The organism is Mycobacterium sp. NGS58 (genome assembly GCF_059812385.1).
This window is the reverse complement of record NZ_JCALCO010000033.1, coordinates 23,337-43,820: the sequence shown is the minus strand read 5'-3', so window position 1 is coordinate 43,820 and position 20,484 is coordinate 23,337. Positions and strand designations below refer to the sequence as shown.

Sequence of the window (20,484 nt, the reverse complement as noted above, 5' to 3'; positions counted from 1 at the left end):
GTTGACCACCCGCCCGCCCTCGCGGACCTTGAGTACCAGGGCGTCGGCGGCCATAAACGTGTACGGGCCGGCATCGAGCGGGCGGGTCCGGAAGGCTTCGACCGCAGCGTCGAGTTCCTTGGCCATCACCGACACCTGCGACTTCGACAACGACGTGATGCCCAGAGTCTCGACGAGCTTGTCCATCCGCCGTGTCGACACCCCGAGCAAATAGCAGGTGGCCACCACCGTCGTCAGTGCCCGCTCCGCTCGTTTGCGGCGTTCCAGCAGCCAGTCCGGGAAGTATGAGCCGTGCCGCAGCTTAGGGATCGCAAGATCCAATGAACCTGCACGAGTATCGAATTGGCGATGGCGATAGCCATTGCGTTGGTTAGTGCGTTCGGCGCTGCGTTGGCCATATTCCGCGCCGCACTGCGCGTCGGCCTCCGCGCCCATCAGCGTGTGGACAAACGTCGCGAGCAGTTCGCGCAGGACATCGGGGTGGGTGGCAGTGAGTCGTTCAGTCAACAGCTGCGGCCAGTCGATATCGTGGACAGTGGTCATCGCGTTGATTCCTTTGCTCGAGTGACTTTGGACGGTCCCTCGAAGAATCACGCGATGACCTTCATTCATTCGGCTACGACACGCCGAGCATTCTGATCAGGCCCGACTCGTACACCACTCTGCTGGACGCAACCTCGACGATGTCGCAATTGGGCGGAATCTGCTTGAGCAGCTCGGTGATAGTGGCAGCCGTCTCGGCGCCTAGCAACCTTATAGCCGCCTCCCCCGGTACATTAACGCTCAGCGTCGAGACCGCGACAAGGTCGGCTGCACCCAGGGCGTATGGGTCCTCGTTCAGCCCAGCGATTGCTTCAAAACGCGCGCCGGTATAACGCGGTCTTCCGTCGTCCAATGACGCGTAGTACTTCTCTAGCCACGTCACAGCGATGTCGGTCTGGCAGTCGACAACCACCTGGGGCCAGCGTTGGCGCCACTCCTCGTACGTTGACATGTATCCCCCCATCTTCGGATCACCGCACGCTAACAGTCGCGGCCGACGAACTGGATGGGTTTCCAGGCACAAAATCTCCGCGGTCGGCTGGCTAGTGACGGACCAAGCTGCGGCGGTCAAGAGCAACGGGAAGACATCGCGGCGCCATGCTAGCCGCGCGAAACCTCAAGGCACGCCTATTTTTAAGCCGAAAGATTCCCAGTAGGCGCTGGAGATTTCCTCAATTCCACTCATGGCCGTAGTCGCTTGTCCTAAGCTCCCAGACGCAAGAAGGGGGAGAGCTATGACTCGTATTCTCGTGGCCGCAGGGGGCGGAAGCTATGGTGCTAGCGTCGCCTAGCTTGGACGGCTTCCGGTTGCATGGAAATTGCGCATCAATACGGCTGCCGTGGAGCATCATCACATCATCAACGCCAAATTCCGTCCTAGCCGGCGTACTTGCGGGCTTCATGATTACTGCGACGGCGTTCCTGCTCGGATGGAACGACCCAGGGAATCTAACGCCGCGAGCCGATTCCGCATCACCGTTGTCTACGACGGAACGAGAAAATCTTCCGGCTTCTTTAACGGAGAAATGGCGAACAGCAAAGATACAGGCAAAATTAGCCGTACCTACCCATACCATTTCTCTGTTTTGTGCCGGTGTATTAGTACTCGGCCTCGACTCGTACTTATTCGGCACAATTTCGGCTATGGGCCCAGCTGTTAATCAAAACGGCGACGCAATCCGCGGTGCGGAATTTTCTTGTGCCATAGCGTGGTCACAGGGAATGCCAGCCAGCAGCATGCTTGCCGTGGGCGGATCAATTTTGGTAGCAGGTTTGGGCTGGATGCTGGCTCATTATGTGATCACCCGTGAACTCGGGAGCAAAATACTGGTATTGCTTCCTGGTTTGCTTACGTTTATTGTCATTGTGACCACGACATTACTCCTCGTCCGGACAACACTGAACTATCTAGACGTGATGAAACACAATTTCCAAAGGCCCCCGCCGATTTGGTCGGAAAGCCGTCTATGGTTGGGATATTGGGTGTTCTTCGGATCGATCTTTTTGGTGATACTTTTGCGTACTATAGGGATATGGCGCAATATCGATAACAATCCGCGTTGGCGGCCAGTTCTCCTGCCACGAATCGTTCCGCTCTTCTTCGCAACCGCATTTACAGCACTGCTTGCATTCGCCGGTCCCGTCTACGCAGGTGTCATTGCCGAGAATATCGGCGATGCGGCGGCGCAGGCAGAAAGAATCGGGTGTGCGCTGAGCCCGAGCAACGCGACAATCAAATGGGCCGTGGGCTTATGCATTGGCCCGAGCATCGCGATTTTTAGCCTGCTTGCACTATCAGTGCCCGGGCCGAACATCGCAGGCACCTTGGCGTGGTCGTACAAGTCGCTGAATAAGGCGCTCAGGAAGGCTTATAGCTGGCTCGTAACAGATTTGTCGAATGCCGTCAATTTGTACCGGGGGTTGCCTGTGGTGCCGAGTTTGCGGGACGGCCAACTCAATGCTCAACGATAGTCTGCGTGCAAAACGCCGTCGGATGGAAAAGTTCGCGATTTGCACGCATCGCCGGACGCTAGGCCATCCGGCGACGAGTATTGGCTGCCGGGAGGCCCCGCCCCCTATGGCTTTGACCTGCCGTTATGCCGCGCCGTGTGCGGCTTGCCTACATCAGCTACTCCGACCGGCTCATGCAGCGCAGCGCCGAGGCCGCGCGCTCTTTTGGCGACTGGTAGGTGGTCGCGCCGGCACCCGATGACAGGGGCTTAGGTGGCCTTGATCCGCCGATTGTCCCGAACTTCGCGGCCAATTTCCCCGCGTCGGTGGCGATCTCGTCGGCCGTGTCGCCTTTCACCCGATCCCACAGGTCGGGGTCTAGGCCGCGCTGCGCGCATATTTGTTGGCGTAACAGCCGGGTACGCAGCTGCGTGTTCTCTGCCTGCAGACCGTCCTCGGGCGGTGCGGTTCGTGCTGCTAGGTTGGGCACATCGGGTGCATCCGGCAGATCAGGTGCGTCTGGGGTATCCGGTTTGGCGTCGCCTTCACCAGTGCTGCCGTCGCCCGCATCGTTGGCCGTGGCTACCAGTGCGTCGAACTGCTCAGCCTTCGCCTTATAGTCGTCGAGCCCGTGTACTTGGTCGCGGCGTCGCGTCGTTCCTGCGCGACAATCGAGTTCAGCTCTTGCTGCGTAAATGCGCGCCCGCCACGTGTCGTCATCAGCTTTCACTTCCGTTGTGTACCAGGGAGACCCGATTACCCATTGCTCGCAGACGTCGAGTCCACGCATCCGGAGCTGCGAGGTGGCCAACTGCCAGGACCAACGACGCGTTTCAAAGCGTTCAGCCGCGTGGTTTTCGCTGAGGGCGCCCTACCGGAGAAACCAAACAGTTCATCGCGGTCGCGGTTGCCCACACCACTCAATGTCCCTACTGCATTCGCGGCCACACTCGGCTGGCCCGTCGCAAAGACAACAGCGACGAGGAGATCATGGGAGCCGTCTGTGTCGCCGTCGAGATGCGCGCCGGCGCCGGCGTGCGCGCATTCCACGCTGGCCCTGGAGGAACTCGCCAGGTAGGCCGGGCCGCGGCTCGGTCAACTCCGCACGCACAGTACCTCGTTCAGCGGTCGCCGCGGTGTGGGCGGCGGTACCTCTTCCATGGCCGGCGCCACGCCCACCCGCACCAGAACTTGGGGCAGGTAGTCGCGGTCGAGCAGTGCCGCGACCAGATCGCGGGTGACCCGAAGCTCGGTGAGATATGTCAGCGTGCAGGTCGCCCAACCGGCCATGGTGCATTCCAGCAAGACCGCAGACAACGCCTCACCGCACGCCAACGCGTCAGCTGCGCTGTCGCTCTCGGTGGACAACACCAAGACCTTCGCGTAGTCCGCCGGGACGTCGGTGCGCCGTTCGCCATGATGCCCTAGAGGGAACACCCGCCGAACGTCGACGCGGTCGCTCTCAGCGGCCGTCAGCAAAGAGCCGTACGAAATTCCCTCGGACGCTTCGAAAGGTGCTGTCCACCAGTCCAGCTCGGCGTGATACAGGGAATCGTAGAGCCGCAGCGATTCCGTGATCTGGTATGCCTCGACGAGCTGTGGGCGCATATCGTCGGACATCACGTCCAGATGCACAGTGTCGCCGTTCACGACGCCGTGCAGCAGCGGTTCAAATGATTGCCATTTGATCGGCGGTTTGAACGGTAACCGGTCAGTGCGACGCAGCAAGATCGCGTCGGCGCTCCGACGGTGGCCATCGGTCACGTGGTCCATCGGGGTAAAGGTGATGGTCGCCAGATGGTTTGGCTCGTTCGGCTTCGGGAACCGATCCTCATGCGCTTGCCAGCCGGCCGCCGCCATCGCCACCCGAAGATGGTCGAGTACCGCGCCGCAACCAAAGAGCGCTTCGCGGTGCAATCGGTCGACGAGCATGACGCGGCTGGGATCAAGAAACAGCTGCAGCTGCCCACCGTCGGCCACCCACTGCCAGGGCTGGCTGTTGTACAGCGACGGAGCCCGGCACGCCAACCGCACCGCATCTTTGATGACCTGGGTTGCCACCATCGTGTCAAGCATGTTTTGGCCTCCAATCTCGCCTGTTACCAAGTATTCCGCACATTGCATGGTGAATATAGGGCCGTTTGTCCTCTGCGTGACACCGTTGGGCCCGGGCCTGCCGACCGCCGATCGAGCCGCCTGTGCTGCGTGATCGACACCGGTGTCTGATCTCTGGGCGACGGCGCAAGGAGTACTCAGTATTTAATCTCATCTGTTGTGCCTGTACGCGGTGCTCGCGGAGTTTGTGCGGCGTACCAAAAAACCTAGTAAAAGCGACGAAATCGTGAATTGAAGAGCAATCACTCTGGGGAACGCAGCTTCTCGGCATCAAAATATGGTCTCAGCTGGGATGGCATTCGTCGGCGAGTTGGCAGATTAATCACGGGTGCGTGTCCATCTGATGGGCGTGTGTGCGGCCTCCCCCTGTTACCATGCGGCACAGGCTGTTTGGGCATACTGCGCTTGCGCCTCCCGTATTGGATAGGACAGGTCGGTTGCGCGAGCGAGGTCTTGAGCACTGGCAGCGCAAACCAGTTCCGCCGGTTGCCGGATACGTTGGCGACCAGATGGCGATGGATGTCGTCGTCGTCGGCACCGGCCGCCATCGCATTGCCTAAAAAGGCGGATTGAAAGTCAGCCCCCTGACAGCAACTCGTCGACATCGGAGCCGGCGGGCCGGCGCAGAACATGTGCCGATCAAAAGCATCCAGGCCTGAGCAGTCATTGAAACCGCCGCGCGATGACGCGCCGAGGCAAGCGACTCGGACTCGGGTAGGCGACAATTACTCGTCCGCGGTCGGGGTCACAGCCTTCGGCGAAGGTCACACCTCCCTCGCTGTAGGTCAGCGTTGCCGGGTCGTAGGCACGAAGTTGTTCGGTTGTGCGCTGCAAGTCGGCCTCGCTATCGGTCGCCCACATCAGATGCTGGATTCCCACGGCCCGGATATCGGGCCGTCGAGACGGGCCAACCGAGTGCAGATACAGCTGAAAACCGTCTGGTGCCAACAAAAGTGCCGTATCATCCTCATAAATGGCGATGCGGCACGAGAAGACGTCACGGTAGAAGTTCACCGAGCGCTCCAAGTCGGATACGTGGATTACTAGTGAGCCCACCTTCGGCATCGCATCGCCGGACCGTTGCGAATCGTCCATATCCATACCAAACTTCTTTGCCCACATTTCATCTCATCGCACCTGACGAACGCCGCCAACCACTCTGTGATGTTCCCGGTACAGATCAGCTGACGCCAGCCTGCCTATCTGATCGCCATTCCAATGTGTCACAACCGGAATGGCGATTCATCCCAATTTCTCCCCCAGCCAGCGCCGACTACGCACTCACCACCAGCGAGAGTCCCCGCCGGTCGCGTGCGGTCTTGCGCTTCTTGCTGATTGCCACCAAGCGTGCTACCGCGCGTTCAACTCCTCGAGCGATTTCGTCGACCTCGGGTACCGCGTCGAAGTCGGCCAAGATACCGAAGTAGAAATCGTCGGCGTAACTGAGCATCGCGACACCGGTCCTTAGTTGCATTGCGATCGGCGGCACCGGCAAAACCCTTGTCACCGTGCGGCCCATGATCTGAAGCGGCTCGCTCGGGCCCGGCACATTCGTCGCCAAGGTCACCACACCCCGCTGCGGCAACCGACTCAACAGCCGCACAGTCCACGCTGTCAAGGTGAACGGGATGGCGTTGGCCACCGAGACGAACGCGATGCCGGCTTGCCATTGTCCGGTGGTCTTCGTTTTGGCCAGCCGGGAATGGACCAGCTGCAGCCGCCCCACCGGGTGGTCCTCCTCCACCGGCAGGTACGGAAGCATCACCGAGATGCGGTTGTCGTTCTTGCCGAACGCTTCCGGGGACCGTATCGACACGGGCACCAGTGTGCGCAGCGCCTCGGGCAGCGGCTGTTCACCGCGGCGGATCAAAAGGGACCGGTAACTGTCGGTGAGCGCGGCCAGCGCGACATCATTGATCGTGACATCGAACACCCGGCATACCTGCCGGATGTCGTCGAGTGAAATGCGGGCCGCGCTGTATCGGCGCAGATCGGTGATCGGACCGTTAAGTGACGACGACGCTGCCGGGCGCGCCAAACCGGCTGCGAGTTCCGCACCGCCCCGAACCGCGCGCGCGGCGGCCACTGTCACGGCGGTCGACGTGCCCCACAACCCACTCAGCCAACTGGCCGGGTTGAGCACGGACCCGGTCAGCCGCAATCCGGTCGGGATGAGTCCAGCTCGCGGCTCTTTGGCGACGCGAATCCGCTCTGCGAAGCTACCGCCCACGCCACCGTCGGACAGACCAGCCAGCATGTGAGCGGCCGCGATCCCATCGGCGATGCAGTGATGGACCTTCATCAACATCGCCCACCGATTGTCGCTGAGGCCCTCGACGACCCAGATTTCCCACAGTGGACGGTCCCGGTTCAGCCGCCACGACATCGCCTCGGCGACGAGCCGGAACAATTCTCGATCGTCGCCGGGATGTGGCAGCGCACGGCGCCGGACGTGGCGGGCGATATCAAAGTGCGAGTCATCGACCCATGCGGGTGCACCCAGATCGAATGGACGTAACCGCAGCCGCTGCGCGAACCGCGGGCAAGCACTCATCCGTTGGGCCAGCGTCGACAGCAGCGCCTCATAGTCGGGAATCGGCCCCTCCAGGATCGCCAGGCCGCCGATCGCCAGACTGACATGGCGGTCAGAGTCCTCTGCCCCGAGAAAACCCGCATCAAGGGTAGTCAGATACTCCATAACGACGCCTTCCGTAGTTTTCACAAATACATTTGTATAAACTATACTGCGCGGGCTCTCGGTAGCAGAGGCCGAAAGTCCCCAATTCCCCGTGACCTGGCCCACAGAGGAAAGCGGGGCAGGCTCGGCGACGTTGCCCAAAGTCCTTGTCAGCTAAGGACGTCGTGCCCTGGCCCGGCTGACCGCGGTGCGGGACCCTAAGAGCAGCAACAGGTTTGTGATTCACGAAAGCAGCGAAGTCAATGAATGCCCACCTTCCCGACACCGAGACAATCCGCACGGTCCTCACGCTGGCTACCCGGGCACCCTCGGTGTACAACACCCAGCCATGGCGCTGGCGGGTGGGCGATGAGGCGTTGCATCTGTATGGCGATCCGTGCCTGCAGCTGCATAACACTGACCCAGACGGCCGCGACCTGATCTTGAGTTGTGGTGCGACACTTCACCACTGTGTTATCGCTCTGGCCGGGCTGGGCTGGCGGTGCAAAGTCCATCGGTTACCCGATCCGGGCGACAACGACCACCTGGCAACGATCGAAGTTTATCCGGGCAACGTCGATGAGGTCGATGTTGCGTTAGCCGCGGCGATACCGCGGCGGCGAACGGACCGGCGCTACTACAGCTCTTGGCCGGTGCCCGCCGGTGATATCGCATTGATGGGCGCACGAGCCGCCCGGCTCGGTGTCATGCTGCGCGAGGTCGATGCCTTGGACAACCTGAAGGTGATTGTCACCCAAGCAGTTCGGAGCCATGTCACCGATCAGGACTACCTCACCGAGCTCACGGTGTGGAGTGGGCGGTACGACTCGAAAGCGGGTGTTCCGGCGCGCAATACTCCGGCACATGACTGTGCCGCGACGATACCCGGCCGGGTTTTCGCCGGGCCCGGCCTAGCGCAGCCGACCGGCGCTTCAGCCGCCGATGACAAGGCCGCGATCCTGGTGCTGGGCACCCAGACCGACGATCGGCTGGCGCGGCTGCGCGCTGGTGAAGCAACCAGCGTGGTGCTGCTGACCGCCACCGCGCTTGGATTGGCCAGCTGCGCTGTCACCGAGCCGCTGGAGATTGCGGAAACACGCGAAGCGGTGCGCTCAGACGTGTTCGGCACCAGCGGCTTTCCGCAGATGTTGGTGCGGGTGGGCTGGGCACCGGTTAACGCCGATCCGTTGTCGGCCACACCGCGACGCAGACTTGAACGCGTCGTCGAATGGAGGGCAGCAAGTAAGCGAAATGTCCCTGCGTAGCAAACGTCTCGGAATCCTCGTCGGTGTGGACGGATCCCCCGTCGAAATTCGCTGTGGAATGCGCCGCGCGTGACGCCAGGCCGGGCGACCTACCCCTTACCCTCGTGCACGCGGTGCCGCCGCGGGGGATGATCTGGCATGAATGAACGCAGTCGTAGGAGAGACGTCGGGAAGATCCCAGGGTTCGCAGTGCGTCAGACCTGCGGAACCACGATCGAGTGAATCCACGTCGCACGACGGGGCACAAATTACTGTCCGCACTGCCGGCGCACCACCGGCACGGAAGCCACGGGGCCGATGCGCTGGTGACACAGCCGTGTCGAACTGATTGAGCCGCAACCGGTCTTCTCGTAACGCGCTCAGGCCGGGGCGAGCGCGGCGGCCTTGGTGTCGATGTTCTCCAGCAGGGCGGTCCAGTCGGCCTCAAAGGCACGTGCTCCGTGACGCTGCAGCGACTCGCCAAGAGCGTCGACGTCGACACCGGCGGCGGAGACTTCGGCGATGCAGGCCTGGGCTCCGGCGTAGTCGGGCTCCATCAATTCGACCGGCCCGCCGTGGTCGACGAAGGCCAGCAGGGTTTTCTCCGGCACGGTGTCGATGGTGTCCCGAGCCGCCAAACGCCCTAAATAGTAGGTGTCCGGGAAGGCGGGATCCTTGGTCGAGGTCGAAGCCCACAGCACCCGTTGAGGGCGCGCACCGTTGGCGGCCAGTGTCTTCCACCGATGGTCGCCGAGCAGTTTTTGGTGCGAGGCGTAGACCTTGCTGGCCATGGCCAGCCCCAGCCGGCCGTGCAGCCCGGTGGGCAGCATGTCATCGACAGCCTTGTCCCAGCGGGAGATGAACACCGAGGCCACCGACGACACGTCCAGCGGCAGGCCGGCAGCGGATCGTCTTTGCAGGGCACGCAGATACGCATCCGCGGTCCGCAGGTAATGCGCATCGGAGAACAGCAGCGTGACGTTCACCCCGATGCCCTCGGCGACCAACGTTTCCATCGCGGTGAGCCCCGGCGGGGTGCCCGGGATCTTGATTAGCAGGTTGGGGCGATTCGCCTGAGCATGCAGGCGCCGAGCCACCTCGATGCTGGCCTGCGCCTCATACGCCAGCCCCGGCGGAACTTCAAGCGACACATAGCCGTCCATGCCCACCGTCGCCTCCCAGGTCGGGCGGAACAGGTCAGCGGCGGCGGTGAGGTCTTCTAGCGCGGCCGCGTAGACCAGATCCTCCGGCCGCCTGATGCCTCTGGCGACCAGGCGGCGAAGGGTGTCGTCATAGTCGGCGCTAGCCGCCATCGCATGGCCCAAAATGGTGGGATTAGACGTCAAGCCGGAGACAGCGAACTCGTCGATGTAGTGCGCCAGTGTGCCGGTGGTGAGCATGCGCCGGTTGATCGAATCCAGCCACAAACTCTGGCCGGCCTCATGCAGCCGCTGGGCCGGGTTCATCGTGTACTCGTTCCGGACAGCTTCGCGGCCAGCTGGGCCAGGTCGACTTCCGGGTCGGCGAGCTGCCCGACGTCCACGGGTTGACGCGCGGCCACAATGTCGGCAATCGGGCCGGCCACATCCCAGATGTTCACGTTCATGCCGGCCTCCAGCCGACCGTCGGCAAGCCAGAACGCGATGAACTGACGGGTGGCCGGGTCGCCTCGGTAGACGACCTGATCCCAGGTCGTCGCCAGCCCGGAGTACTCCATCCCGACGTCGTACTGATCGGAGAAGAAGTAGGGAATCTTCGTATACGGGTGTTTGTCTGTGCCGCCGCTGATCTCGACGGCCAAGTTCGCCGCGGCCGCCGGTCCCTGGTTCAGCGCCGAGGACCAGTGCTCCAGGCGGATCCGACGCCCCAGCACCGGGTGCCAGGCGGCGGCCACATCACCTGCCGCATAAATGCCCGGCACGCTGGTGGCCAGGTATTCGTCGGTGACGACGCCGTTGTCGAGTTCGAGTCCGGCTGCTTCGCCGAGTTCGGTGCGTGGAGACACGCCAACTCCGACTGCCACGACCGGAGCGGCCAGTGCCGTGCCATCGGCGAGGACGACTTCCTCCACCGTGCCCGATCCGCGGAGGGTTTCAACTCCGACTCCCAGGTGCAGTTCCACACCCGCTTCGGCGTGGACGTCACGGTAGAAGGCACCCAGTTCCGCACCCAGCACCCGCTTTAAAGGCACCTCCGACCTTTCCACCATGGCGACCTCAGCGCCCAGTTGGCGCGCGGAAGCGGCGACTTCGCAGCCGATCCAACCCCCGCCGATGACCACGATCCGCCCGGCGGCTTGGATGGCCTCGCGCAGGTGATCGGAGTCGCCCATGTTGCGTAGATAGTGCACGCCAGTCAAATCCGCGCCCGGAAGACGCAACCGACGCGGTGCGGCCCCGGTGGTCAACAGCAGCCAGTCGTAACCGATCCGTTCGCCGCCGGCGAGCACCGCCTGCCGCTCGGCGGACTCGATCGTCACCACCCTGCACGAGAGGCGTAGCTCGATACCGACGCTGTCGTAGAAGGTTTCGTCATGGACGAAGACCTTGTCGGAGCCCTCCTCACCGCGCAGGTAGCCCTTGGACAGCGGCGGACGTTCGTAGGGGCGTTCGTGCTCCTCCCCGCACAGCACGACCCGCCCGGTGAACCCTTCGGTCCGCAACGCCTCAGCAGCCTTCGCGCCCGCCAGGCTGGCGCCCACAATGACGATGGTCTGTTCGTCGGTCATGTCGGTCCTTTCTGTCCTGACACCTGGTCCGCCACTGCGTGCCTTCTTCACATGCTGCTGATGCTGTGGGAGGAGGGTCGCTCAACCACCGATGCCGGTGAGGGAGAAGAACTCGTTTCGGGAGCGCGGATCGTCACGCAGTGAGCCAAGCAGTGTGGAGGTGACCGTCGTTGAACCGGTGGCGCGCGCACCGCGCAGTGTCATGCACGTGTGTTCGGCGCGGATCACCACACCGACCGCACGTGGCTGCAGATGAACAGTGAGCCAGTCGGCGACCTGCTTGGTCAGCCGCTCCTGAAGTTGGGGACGACAAGCGAAATGCTGCACCACTCGAGCGAGTTTGGATAACCCAACAATGCGCTCGCCGGGAAGATATCCGACACACGCCGTCCCGATGAACGGCAGCAGATGGTGTTCGCACACCGAACGCAACGGAATGTCACGAGCCAGCACCAGTTCGTCGTAACCCTCATCGTTGGGAAAACTGGTCACCTCGAACGGCTCTGGAGTGAACAACTCCCCATAGGCTTGAGCCATCCGGCGAGGCGTATCGCGCAGGTTCTCACTGGTTACCGCTACGCCGAGCGCCCGCAGGAACGCTCCTGCCGCCTGCTCGGCGGCGGCCAAATCCGGAACCCGGTGATCGGCCAGTCGCAGGACAGGCTCCGCAACGGCGCGGTTATTCCTCTCGCCGGGCGAATTCACTTTTCAGCGCTGGCCGCACGGCGTGATTGGAACCACGACCTGTCGTACGCGGCGGCAAGCCGGGCCAGGGTCAACGCCGCAACCAGAAGCCCGAAGTCGCGCAACGCAATATCGTAGAAACCAGAGTAGGTCAGCAGGTTGATGATGATGCCGGCCAGCCACGCCGCAACAACGTAAGCCGCATAGCGCGGTTTGATCGCCACCGCGATGCCCGCGACGATCTCGATCACCCCGACGATGTACATCACGCCCTGCGCGGTCAAACCCAAATCTTGGGCGATATCGACGATCCACGGAGCGAGGTAGTTCGGCCAGCGGGTGAGGACGTTGACGAACTTGTCGACACCCATCCAGATCGGAAGCACCACAAAGCCGATACGCAAGAGCCAAAACGCCCCGTACGCGGGATCGCTCTGAACATGTTGCAAGACCTCGCCCGCGGTTTGACTGCGATGCATCTGAGCTGTCGTCATCAGAATCCTCCTCCTTCTGCAGTTGCGTTTACGTTCCTCCGTCGGTCGTCTGGGGGTAATTCCATTGAACTGCCGTCAATTCCTATTTGTCAATAATTTTTGGTGTTAGATTATTGAGATGAGTATCAGTTCGGGCGGCCCCGTCGATCCGGTGGCCGGGCTGGGTAGTTTGGATGACCCGGTGCGGCGCAGGCTCTACGAGCACGTCGCTTCCTGTGATGAACCGGCGACGCGGGAGGAGGCCGCGGCCGCGGCCGGTATCAGCCGAACGTTGGCGGCCTATCATCTGGACAAACTGGCCGAGGCGGGCATTTTGGCGGCCAGCTATGCACGGTCGGCCGGTCGGTCGGGTCCGGGGGCAGGACGCCCCGCGAAGCGATACTCGCGAACCCAGCAGGACCTGTCGGTGAGCGTACCGCCGCGTGATTACAGGTTGCTGGCCGAGCTTCTCGCCGAAGCGGTGTCCGGCGACGATTCGGGAGTGGTGCGCTCGGCGGTGATGGCCGCGGCGCGCAAGGCCGGGCGGGCCGGCGCTTCGGAAGGCGGCGTGATCGCTGCGCTGTGCGGGCGGGGATATGAGCCGGCCGAGGCGACCGACGGCGGTATTGAACTGCGCAACTGCCCATTTCACCAGCTCGTGCCTCAACACACCGCGTTGGTCTGCGGGCTCAACCTGCAGCTGATTCAAGGCATGCTCGAAACGGCCGGCGAACCACCGCAACGCGCGGCGTTGGCGCCGCGCCAGGGCCGATGCTGCGTCGTTGTCCGACCCCGCGATATCGCGACCACGAACAGGCGCCGCCACCCAGCCACAACGCGCGGCCGGCGAAGGGACCACGACCGGTAATGCACTGGCACAGCAGCATTGGAGTCCCCGTACACACGCGGGGTAGCTTCGGCACATCGGTTGAGCGTCGAAGGGAGACGCGTGTGAACAGCAAAGCCGACGACGGCAAAGACGCCGTCCAGGAAGTCAACTGGCCCGCCACCATTCCCACCTCAGCGGAGCCCACCGAACTCAAGGAGGTCGAGCTCGTCGAGCTGGATCTCGAGTCCTATAGCGCCGAAATCCATCCGGCCCATGACCACGTCGATGTGACGACCTACGGCGGTGGATTCGATCTGACCAGGCGGGCTACTGCCCCCAAGCTGCGAGTCGGCGATAACAAATGGTTCAACCTGCTGTGGCTGATTCCCATCGGCTTGGCGTTATTGGTGGCGGCGGTGGCGATCGGCAAGGGCCTGCACAACATGCCGGCCGTGCAGGCGTTCATCGCGCGCTATCCCGGCACTGATACTCGTGGCGTGCCTCCCGGCATGCACGCCTGGGAGGGATGGACGCACTTTTTCAACTTGTTCTTGATGACCTTCATCATCCGGTCCGGCATCCAGATTCTGTGCGACCATCCTCGGCTATATCTCAGGCGCAACTGCACGCCGGGTAAGGATGAGTGGCTGCGGGTGGGGCCGCCGGTACCGGAGGGATACTGGACCGCCAACGACGACACTGTCGCCCTGCCACCGCAGTTCGGACTGCCCGGGTTCCGGCACTCCATCGGGCTGGCCCGCTGGTGGCACCTTGGCGTCGACGTGCTGTGGCTGCTCAATGGATTGGTTTTCTACGTGCTGCTGTTCACCACCGGGCAATGGCGTCACCTGGTTCCGATGAGCTGGGACGTGTTCCCCAACGCCGCATCCGTGGCGATCCAGTACCTGTCCGTGGACTGGCCCACCGACAACGGCTGGGTCGCCTATAACGGCCTCCAGCTGCTGGCCTACTTCACGGTGGTATTCATCGCCGCGCCGGCCGCGCTGATCACCGGGCTGGGCATGTCCCCGGCGCTATCGATGCGCCTCACCGTGATCAGCAAGCGGCTGAGCATCCAGGCCGCACGCACCCTGCACTTCTTGGTGCTGGCTTTTTTCATCTTCTTCATCATCGTCCACGTGATCCTGGTTTTTGCCACCGCGGCGTTGCGCAACCTCAACCACATGTTCGCCGCCCGCGACGACACCGGCTGGGTGGGCTTTGGTGTGTTTGCCGTCGCCATGGTGGTGACGGCGGTGGCCTGGGTGTGGGCCACTCCGTTCACGATTCGGCATCCCCGCGTGGTCCAGCAGGTTGGCGACGCCCTGATCGGCCCGCTGCAACGACTATTCGAACAGATGAATCCGGAACCGGGCGCCTTCACCGAAAAGGACATCTCGCCCTACTTCTGGCACAACGGCCGCTTACCGGACAGTCTCGAATACAAAGAGCTGGAAACGAACAACTTCCGCGATTGGCGGCTGCGCGTCTCCGGACTGGTCGAAAACCCCAGGGAGTTCTCACTCGAACAGTTAAAGGCGCTGCCCTACCACGACCAGATCACCCAACACTTCTGCATCCAGGGCTGGTCCGGCGTCGCCAAATGGGGTGGCGTGTCGATGCAAACCATCATGGACCTCGTCAAACCACTGCCGGAAGCCAAGTGGGTGGCGTTTTATTCGATGGGCCTCGGCGGCACCGGCGGCATCTACTACAACGTGCATCCGATCGATCAGATGAGCCACCACCTGAGCATGCTGGCCTACAACATGAACGACGAGCCGTTGACCTACGGTCACGGCGCGCCCTTGCGGCTGCGCAACGAACTGCAACACGGCTTCAAACAGGTGAAGTGGATCAAGGGCATCGAATTCCTGGGCCACTACTCCGAAATCGGCAGCGGCTATGGCGGATACAGCGAAGACCACAAGTACTTCGGACGCCACCAAACCATTTAGCCGCGCTCGAAGTGGGCCATCGGTGCGTTAGCGTTCATTGCTGGTGCGATGGCCGACACGGGCGAGGTGCGCCGGATTCACTGCGACGAGCTGAGTGGCGTGCATCAGCCACCAGTAGTAGCCCCGAGCCTCGGTCATGCTGCCAAGCTCGGGCACGGCGGCAAAATTACCGCTCGCGAGTCCAGATTGGGCACCGTCAACCAATCCACCGAGCCGTCGCGGCCCACGAGAGCCGCTCGGCTATCACCGATTACCGCGTAATTGCGCAGCGGCAGGTAGCCATCCGGCCGAAACACTGGCGGTCAGGACAGTTTGGCGACGGTCAGTAATACCGCGGAGTCCTCCAGCGCCTCCAGGCTGTGCCGCGCATCGGGAACCTTTAACAGGTCGCCGGTTCAGCCCTCCCAAGACGCGTCGCCGGAGTCCATCCGGATGCGGCCCCGTAAGACGTACACGCTGGCCTCCCCGGGATTGTTGTGTTCGCTGAGGACCGCCCCCGCGGTCAAACCGACTACCGTCTGCCGCAACACCCTTTCGTGCCCACCAACGACGGTGTCGGCGGCGCGACCGCCGTGGGAAGCCGCCAGTTCGAGCTGTTGTCGGGCCAAAGCCTCTAATGAAATCCGCTGCACGAGCATCATTGCAGCCCCAACCGGTCATGCGAGTCAACAGTGGGCCGATGCTGTCCGCGGATTCTTGGCGAAGACGCGGGACACCTGCTAACGGTTCACGTAATCGCACTGGGCCCGTTCGCAAGTCGACCACCTGATTCGATCGCATCACTTTGCCCGCCGCTCTGGTCAACGCATACGACGACGGACTAGAGTTTACACAATCACGCTTGTAAAAAGTAGCCGGATGATTCCGGCAAAGGAGTCGATGGGTATGAGCATTGCGGAACGGACCACGAAGACCACCTGGGAGGGCCCGCTCGCCTCTGGCGAAGGCACGCTGTCGCAGGCCAGCAGCGCCGCGCTAGATGGCCTGCCGTTGACCTGGGCATCGCGCACTGAGCAACCCGGCGGCAAGACCAGCCCCGAAGAGCTGGCGGCCGCGGCGCATTCATCGTGTTTCGCCATGGCGTTGGCGTTGAAGTTGGGCGAGAACCACACGCCGCCACAGCGACTAGATGTCACGGCCACCGTGACCCTGGATGCCGTCAACGCCATCCCGACAATCACCACTTCGCGGCTGACGGTCAAAGCGGCGGTCGCTGGGCTGGACGCCGAAACCTTCGCGGCCGTGCTGGACCAGGCTGCTGCCCTGTGTCCGGTGTCGCGATTGTTTGCCGGAGCCGAGATCACCGTGCACGGCGAGCTCGACAACACCGAAGCTGCCCGCCCAGCGGACTGACGAGAGGAAGCAACACGATGCCCGACCGGATGTTGTCTGCCGCACTGGAGCGGGAACACCGCGAAATCGACACGGGAATAGAGACTTTCATCGAAAAGCTGGAGGGCGGCAGCGTGCAGCCCGAACCACTGACCGCGGCGTTGCGAGCGCTGCGCCGCCACATCTACCTCGAAGAGGTGCTCCTGTTCCCGCCGATCCGCGCGGCCGGGATGGTGATGCCGATCTTTGTGATGATGCGTGAGCATGGCCAGCTGTGGCGCACCATCGACGCCCTGACCGATCTGCTTGCCGACGCAATCGACAATCGGCGGCTGGCACATACCTGCGGGCAACTGTTGGACCAACTCCACCAACACAACTCCAAAGAAGAACCGATCATCTATCCGCATGCCGACACAGCCCTGCCAGCGCACACGAGCGCGGAATTGACCCGGTTCATCGAGACCGGCTGCACTCCCGATGGATGGGTGTGCCAACAGGCGAGCGCGTGAGGCGCAGTCCGGCAAAGATTTTCGCGGGAATGCCGCGACATTTCCTGGTATTGACATGATGTTCTTCGGGCAAGGGCTCATTACCCGCCGCCACGCGTAGACCCTGCTTACAAGGCGCGTCAACCCTGCTTACCACCGCCATGGTGGTATGGATTCCTTCAGGTGGTCGGGTGCGAGGCGAATGCGTCGAGCTACTCGGATTTGCTTGCGTCGCCCCGAAAGTCCACTGCTCGCGGGATGCCGGCAAGGCCTTTACCAGCGCAGTACCGCCGCAACGCCAGCGGCGTCCCTCAGCGACCCATCGGCCGCGCCCTCGATCGGACTAATCTGGGCTCGAGTCTTAAGGGCCCGCTCGACCAGCCGTTCGGTCAAACGAGGCTCCGGCGTCCCTGGGTGTCCGTCCGGGCCGACCTCCTCACCGGCGTACAGCGCCCCGTCGGCGCCAACGGTCCCCTGGTACCGGACCTTCGGGTCGTACACCAACTGTGCGACTCTTCCGGCATTCAAGGCTGCGGTCACTTCGGACAACCCGAGGGCGCCACTACCCGACGCGGCGGCGTTGCGCACATGACCCAAGAGCTGTCTCCCCCGCTCGGTGTGCTGCGCATGAGCCCATTGGGTGACGGCTGTGGCCAGCGCATCGTCATCGAGCCCGGCGAGGACTCGAGCGTCGGCGTATATCTTGTCGCGAAGCGCTTCGGGGAAACTGGCGATGGTAGGTTCGGTCCAGCCCTCCCCGCCACTGACGAGGATCCGTTCCCATCTGCGATCACGGGCCAGCTCCGCAGCCACCTCGGTCACCTGACCTATGAATCGCTGCGTCCGGGCGCGCCCGCGGGCTTGGCGCTGCTCGCGCATCGGCGTGTGGAACTGCCCTTTCGGGCCACCCCCGATTTGCCCGGCACGCTCGTGCGGCGCCTCAACATACGGCTTCTCCATCGACTTCAACATCTGAAGCGACCCCACCCGCCACTCGAACAGCCGGGCCTTCTCCGCTGACACCAGGACGACGCCAGCCGCCCGACCCTCGTCGAGCAACTCCAGCAACGGGTGGATGAACGGGCCATCGTCTAACACCACACGGTTGGCCACCGGCATCGCGCTCTCAAGCCGCACGATCCAGTCACTTCCCAACGCGGCGAAGACGATACGGCTCCGGCCCGACGCCGCCGGGGTTGCCAGGCCCTCTATCTGCGGCCATAGTCGCTCCAGCGCGGCAGCCACATCGCGGCTCTGACCAAAACCGGGATCCTCGGCAACCCGACGCTGCAACTCCCGGAATCGGTTGCTCAGGTCGATTGCGGCGGCTCTTAGGTTCGGGTCTTGGCCGCGATCGGCGTTAACGTAGACCGACAACACTCCAAGCGCGTCGGCTCGCCGGGAAAGGTCCCACAGACCGTTCTCGTCAAGTTGCTCAATTGCGACCACGGCTGGCCACCCGATCGCTTCGCTGGCTTTTGTGAGACCGTCCATCACACGGCCTTTCCGCTGTCGACGGACTGATCGCGTGTTCGACCACGCCGAGTGAATCTCCGACGCGGGTTGTGCTCGGGCGGTATGAAGCCACCGTCGCCTTCCCACCGGTGGATCTGCTTGGCGGGCATGTCCGATAACTCATGGTGCATGAGCACCGGCTTCGATTTCTCGGTGAACTTGCCCATGCCAGGGACTCGACGCCCGCGATGGCTCACCTGGGACGCGCCTCGCGATCCTGGTGGTGCGGCGCGCTGCGGTAACGACCATGCATGGTTATGCCGTGTCAGCTGCTGCATGGCTTCCTCTAGCGATGCCGCGGCGGGAAACGCGTGGTTACCACGGTCGGTATACAGCAGCCGGTCGACAGCGCGGCTGGTCACCAACGTCCACCGCACACCCTCGCGCTGGCAGGTTTCTGCGATCTTGACCAATGCTCGGAAACCGTCGCTGCCAAAGAAATCCACACAGTAAAGGTCAATGATTAGCGGGCGGTCACGAGTAGCCAGGTCGTCGATATGGTCACTTAGCCGCTCGGCGTTGTAGGCGTCGACCGCGCCGCGCACCTCGACGATGGTGATCTCCGGCTGGAAATGGGTGTGCAGCGACATGCCGGCGTGATCGGCTGCCAAAGAGCAACTGCGTGCAAGCTGTCGCGTGTAGGTGTCGATGTCGCGATACTCGCTAATCGCTGACATCATGGCGTCCCTTTGGAGCCGCTCGCAGCCTTGCGGCGAGATCCACACGCGGGTTTGAGTATTGGTCATGTCTGTTCCTTTCATAACGCGACAAATGATGGTTACGGGTGGCCCGGCGGGAACATGGGCCGCTGATGCTCGACGTTGCCATCGCGCGTAGCGGCTGAACTCGCGCAAAAGCGCCAGCGGGCCATCGTTACGTCCCCATGGAACAGTCGTTATGTACCCGTGGAACAGACTGTGGCCCATGCCGTTTCGCCGCATGCATCCCACAGGGCACCGCCTTCAGCAGCGTCACGAGCCGCCCAGTCTCACCAGGAATTGCGTAGACGCGCTGATCGCCGGGACGGGCCCCGGCAATCATGCGGCCCAGCGGGGAGGCCATCGAGTAGACCTTGATGTCGGCGTCGTCCACGTCAGGCCTGCCGAGCAGAAATGTTTCGGTGTCGCCGGTGTCGTCGTAGCGGACGGTCAATACCATGCCCGGTTCGGCGACGGGGTCGAAGACGGCTTCTTCGCCGACGACCACAGCGTTGGTCAGTAGATCCTCAATCTCGCGGATGCGTGCTTGTCGCGCCGAGTGAAGCGCGAGGCGATTCGCGTCGTAGTCCATGAAGTCGTCGGGAACCTCGATGCTGCGGCGCGAACGCTGCGCGGCAAGTTCGTCGTGCAGCCGGGTGTAGTCCTGGTGCGTCATCCGGATGCGTTGAATGGTGGTCATTGTGCTTGGTGTCCTTCCGTATCAAGAGGAATGTCGGGTCGCCCTTGGTGGGCGAAATATTCGCTACGGTTCAGGCCCGCGGGTATCGGGAGTCATCGGCCGCTTCTACGCAGCGAATCGAACTCGCGCAGGATCCCCGGGTTGCTTGCCGGAGGTGATGTGTTCGGCCGACAGTCGACAATGCGACGATGCCCGTCCGACCACGATCACCGACCGAGGTCCGCCGTCAATCGGCTCGACGCCGATCACCACAGATCTCCGCGGCTGAACTTTGGCTCTCATATCCCATTGTCGCGTGAACGGAGGCGGCAACGTTTGCCAGAACCGGACAACACCGCGGTGGCCGATTGTCGCCATCCGACAACGCTGCTTCGTGATCGTGGCCTGGATGCCGAAACTCGGCGGCTGCGACGCAATCTCGGCAAGACCGGCGCGGGCGCCTTAAAGGCAAGGTGTGTGGTGCGGGGCTTGGCCGGTGGCCTGAAGGCGGCGTGCCGGCGGCCAAGGGTATTTAACATGACATTCGCGAGCACGCGACCGGGTGCGC

The 20,484-nt window shown here is 62.8% G+C and carries 19 protein-coding genes and 2 pseudogenes; 7 read left to right on the top strand and 14 right to left on the bottom strand.

Annotation, left to right across the window (positions count from 1 at the left end):
• Positions 1-543, bottom strand: a 543-nt coding sequence (locus tag AC5Y4H_RS23870; protein ID WP_499985924.1) for a transposase, incomplete at its 3' end; no start/stop codon positions are given.
• Between the two features lie 73 nt (positions 544-616).
• The gene (locus tag AC5Y4H_RS23865; RefSeq protein WP_499985922.1) at positions 617-994 is read right to left on the bottom strand and encodes a DUF6308 family protein; all 378 of its coding nucleotides are present in this window, start codon (positions 992-994) and stop codon (positions 617-619) included.
• A gap of 341 nt (positions 995-1,335) precedes the next feature.
• On the opposite strand from AC5Y4H_RS23865, the gene AC5Y4H_RS23860 reads away from it, so the two are divergent.
• Positions 1,336-2,514, top strand: a complete 1,179-nt coding sequence (locus AC5Y4H_RS23860) for a hypothetical protein (RefSeq protein ID WP_499985919.1) — start codon at positions 1,336-1,338, stop codon at positions 2,512-2,514.
• 157 nt (positions 2,515-2,671) lie between these two features.
• On the opposite strand, the gene AC5Y4H_RS23855 is transcribed toward AC5Y4H_RS23860, so the two are convergent.
• Positions 2,672-3,283 (bottom strand): hypothetical protein, encoded by a 612-nt coding sequence (locus tag AC5Y4H_RS23855; RefSeq protein ID WP_499985917.1) that lies wholly within the window; start codon positions 3,281-3,283, stop codon positions 2,672-2,674.
• A gap of 104 nt (positions 3,284-3,387) precedes the next feature.
• Here AC5Y4H_RS23855 and AC5Y4H_RS23850 point away from each other — a divergent pair.
• Positions 3,388-3,477: pseudogene (locus AC5Y4H_RS23850) on the top strand (carboxymuconolactone decarboxylase family protein); the annotation flags it as partial.
• A gap of 111 nt (positions 3,478-3,588) precedes the next feature.
• On the opposite strand, the gene AC5Y4H_RS23845 reads toward AC5Y4H_RS23850, so the two are convergent.
• The 3 genes from AC5Y4H_RS23845 to AC5Y4H_RS23835 form a co-directional block, all read right to left on the bottom strand.
• Positions 3,589-4,569, bottom strand: a complete 981-nt coding sequence (locus tag AC5Y4H_RS23845; protein WP_499985916.1) for an Acg family FMN-binding oxidoreductase — start codon at positions 4,567-4,569, stop codon at positions 3,589-3,591.
• 702 nt (positions 4,570-5,271) lie between these two features.
• Positions 5,272-5,730: a VOC family protein gene (locus AC5Y4H_RS23840; protein WP_499985915.1), complete on the bottom strand. Its 459-nt coding sequence runs from the start codon at positions 5,728-5,730 to the stop codon at positions 5,272-5,274.
• 151 nt (positions 5,731-5,881) lie between these two features.
• Positions 5,882-7,306 carry a WS/DGAT/MGAT family O-acyltransferase gene (locus AC5Y4H_RS23835; RefSeq protein ID WP_499985913.1) on the bottom strand — a complete coding sequence of 475 codons (1,425 nt, stop codon included), beginning with the start codon at positions 7,304-7,306 and terminating at the stop codon, positions 5,882-5,884.
• A 242-nt stretch (positions 7,307-7,548) separates the two neighbouring features.
• Between AC5Y4H_RS23835 and AC5Y4H_RS23830 the strand changes: the two genes are divergently transcribed.
• A complete protein-coding gene (locus tag AC5Y4H_RS23830; protein WP_499985910.1) occupies positions 7,549-8,550 on the top strand; it encodes an Acg family FMN-binding oxidoreductase in 1,002 nt (333 codons plus the stop codon).
• Between the two features lie 359 nt (positions 8,551-8,909).
• Here the strand turns inward: AC5Y4H_RS23830 and tal are convergent, their stop codons facing one another.
• The 4 genes from tal to AC5Y4H_RS23810 form a co-directional block, all read right to left on the bottom strand.
• Complete coding sequence (tal, locus tag AC5Y4H_RS23825) at positions 8,910-9,995, bottom strand: transaldolase (RefSeq protein WP_499985908.1); 1,086 nt, start codon at positions 9,993-9,995, stop codon at positions 8,910-8,912.
• Positions 9,992-11,257 carry an NAD(P)/FAD-dependent oxidoreductase gene (locus AC5Y4H_RS23820; RefSeq protein WP_499985905.1) on the bottom strand — a complete coding sequence of 422 codons (1,266 nt, stop codon included), beginning with the start codon at positions 11,255-11,257 and terminating at the stop codon, positions 9,992-9,994. Before AC5Y4H_RS23820 ends, tal begins: the two co-directional genes overlap by 4 nt.
• Before the next feature lie 81 nt (positions 11,258-11,338).
• Entirely contained in the window at positions 11,339-11,884 is a 546-nt protein-coding gene (folE, locus tag AC5Y4H_RS23815; protein ID WP_499985901.1) for a GTP cyclohydrolase I FolE, read from the bottom strand.
• A gap of 74 nt (positions 11,885-11,958) precedes the next feature.
• On the bottom strand, positions 11,959-12,435 hold the full coding sequence (locus tag AC5Y4H_RS23810; protein WP_499985898.1) for a hypothetical protein: 477 nt from the start codon (positions 12,433-12,435) through the stop codon (positions 11,959-11,961).
• A 118-nt stretch (positions 12,436-12,553) separates the two neighbouring features.
• Here AC5Y4H_RS23810 and AC5Y4H_RS23805 point away from each other — a divergent pair, with 118 nt between their 5' ends.
• Complete coding sequence (locus AC5Y4H_RS23805; RefSeq protein ID WP_499985895.1) at positions 12,554-13,282, top strand: helix-turn-helix transcriptional regulator; 729 nt, start codon at positions 12,554-12,556, stop codon at positions 13,280-13,282.
• Between the two features lie 194 nt (positions 13,283-13,476).
• A complete protein-coding gene (locus AC5Y4H_RS23800; RefSeq protein ID WP_499985930.1) occupies positions 13,477-15,201 on the top strand; it encodes a molybdopterin-dependent oxidoreductase in 1,725 nt (574 codons plus the stop codon).
• Positions 15,202-15,503: 302 nt separating this feature from the next.
• Here AC5Y4H_RS23800 and AC5Y4H_RS23795 read toward each other — a convergent pair.
• Positions 15,504-15,833: pseudogene (locus AC5Y4H_RS23795) on the bottom strand (cupin domain-containing protein).
• Positions 15,834-16,086: 253 nt separating this feature from the next.
• Between AC5Y4H_RS23795 and AC5Y4H_RS23790 the strand changes: the two are divergent.
• Positions 16,087-16,554: an OsmC family peroxiredoxin gene (locus AC5Y4H_RS23790; protein ID WP_499985892.1), complete on the top strand. Its 468-nt coding sequence runs from the start codon at positions 16,087-16,089 to the stop codon at positions 16,552-16,554.
• A 17-nt stretch (positions 16,555-16,571) separates the two neighbouring features.
• Positions 16,572-17,045, top strand: a complete 474-nt coding sequence (locus AC5Y4H_RS23785) for a hemerythrin domain-containing protein (RefSeq protein WP_499985887.1) — start codon at positions 16,572-16,574, stop codon at positions 17,043-17,045.
• A 252-nt stretch (positions 17,046-17,297) separates the two neighbouring features.
• Here AC5Y4H_RS23785 and AC5Y4H_RS23780 read toward each other — a convergent pair whose 3' ends face one another.
• The 3 genes from AC5Y4H_RS23780 to AC5Y4H_RS23770 all read right to left on the bottom strand — a co-directional run bounded on the left by AC5Y4H_RS23780 (position 17,298) and on the right by AC5Y4H_RS23770 (position 19,937).
• Positions 17,298-18,518, bottom strand: coding sequence for an MSMEG_1130 family ribosome hibernation factor (locus AC5Y4H_RS23780; RefSeq protein WP_499985883.1), 1,221 nt, complete (start codon positions 18,516-18,518; stop codon positions 17,298-17,300).
• Positions 18,518-19,285 carry an STAS domain-containing protein gene (locus AC5Y4H_RS23775; protein WP_499985878.1) on the bottom strand — a complete coding sequence of 256 codons (768 nt, stop codon included), beginning with the start codon at positions 19,283-19,285 and terminating at the stop codon, positions 18,518-18,520. Before AC5Y4H_RS23775 ends, AC5Y4H_RS23780 begins: the two co-directional genes overlap by 1 nt.
• Positions 19,286-19,412: 127 nt before the next feature.
• A complete protein-coding gene (locus AC5Y4H_RS23770) occupies positions 19,413-19,937 on the bottom strand; it encodes a GreA/GreB family elongation factor (protein WP_499985875.1) in 525 nt (174 codons plus the stop codon).
• Between the last annotated feature and the right edge of the window lie 547 nt (positions 19,938-20,484).

Excerpts from the sequence above, each read along its gene's own strand:
- AC5Y4H_RS23830 (WP_499985910.1), top strand. The coding sequence starts at position 7,549 with ATGAATGCCCACCTTCCCGACACCGAGACAATCCGCACGGTCCTCACG.
- AC5Y4H_RS23820 (WP_499985905.1), bottom strand. The coding sequence starts at position 11,257 with ATGACCGACGAACAGACCATCGTCATTGTGGGCGCCAGCCTGGCGGGC.
- AC5Y4H_RS23780 (WP_499985883.1), bottom strand. The coding sequence starts at position 18,518 with ATGGACGGTCTCACAAAAGCCAGCGAAGCGATCGGGTGGCCAGCCGTG.
- AC5Y4H_RS23865 (WP_499985922.1), bottom strand. The coding sequence starts at position 994 with ATGTCAACGTACGAGGAGTGGCGCCAACGCTGGCCCCAGGTGGTTGTC.
- AC5Y4H_RS23855 (WP_499985917.1), bottom strand. The coding sequence starts at position 3,283 with ATGCGTGGACTCGACGTCTGCGAGCAATGGGTAATCGGGTCTCCCTGG.
- AC5Y4H_RS23805 (WP_499985895.1), top strand. The coding sequence starts at position 12,554 with ATGAGTATCAGTTCGGGCGGCCCCGTCGATCCGGTGGCCGGGCTGGGT.
- AC5Y4H_RS23810 (WP_499985898.1), bottom strand. The coding sequence starts at position 12,435 with ATGACGACAGCTCAGATGCATCGCAGTCAAACCGCGGGCGAGGTCTTG.
- AC5Y4H_RS23845 (WP_499985916.1), bottom strand. The coding sequence starts at position 4,569 with ATGCTTGACACGATGGTGGCAACCCAGGTCATCAAAGATGCGGTGCGG.
- AC5Y4H_RS23790 (WP_499985892.1), top strand. The coding sequence starts at position 16,087 with ATGAGCATTGCGGAACGGACCACGAAGACCACCTGGGAGGGCCCGCTC.
- AC5Y4H_RS23775 (WP_499985878.1), bottom strand. The coding sequence starts at position 19,285 with ATGACCAATACTCAAACCCGCGTGTGGATCTCGCCGCAAGGCTGCGAG.
- AC5Y4H_RS23840 (WP_499985915.1), bottom strand. The coding sequence starts at position 5,730 with ATGTGGGCAAAGAAGTTTGGTATGGATATGGACGATTCGCAACGGTCC.
- AC5Y4H_RS23835 (WP_499985913.1), bottom strand. The coding sequence starts at position 7,306 with ATGGAGTATCTGACTACCCTTGATGCGGGTTTTCTCGGGGCAGAGGAC.
- tal (WP_499985908.1), bottom strand. The coding sequence starts at position 9,995 with ATGAACCCGGCCCAGCGGCTGCATGAGGCCGGCCAGAGTTTGTGGCTG.
- AC5Y4H_RS23770 (WP_499985875.1), bottom strand. The coding sequence starts at position 19,937 with ATGACCACCATTCAACGCATCCGGATGACGCACCAGGACTACACCCGG.
- AC5Y4H_RS23785 (WP_499985887.1), top strand. The coding sequence starts at position 16,572 with ATGCCCGACCGGATGTTGTCTGCCGCACTGGAGCGGGAACACCGCGAA.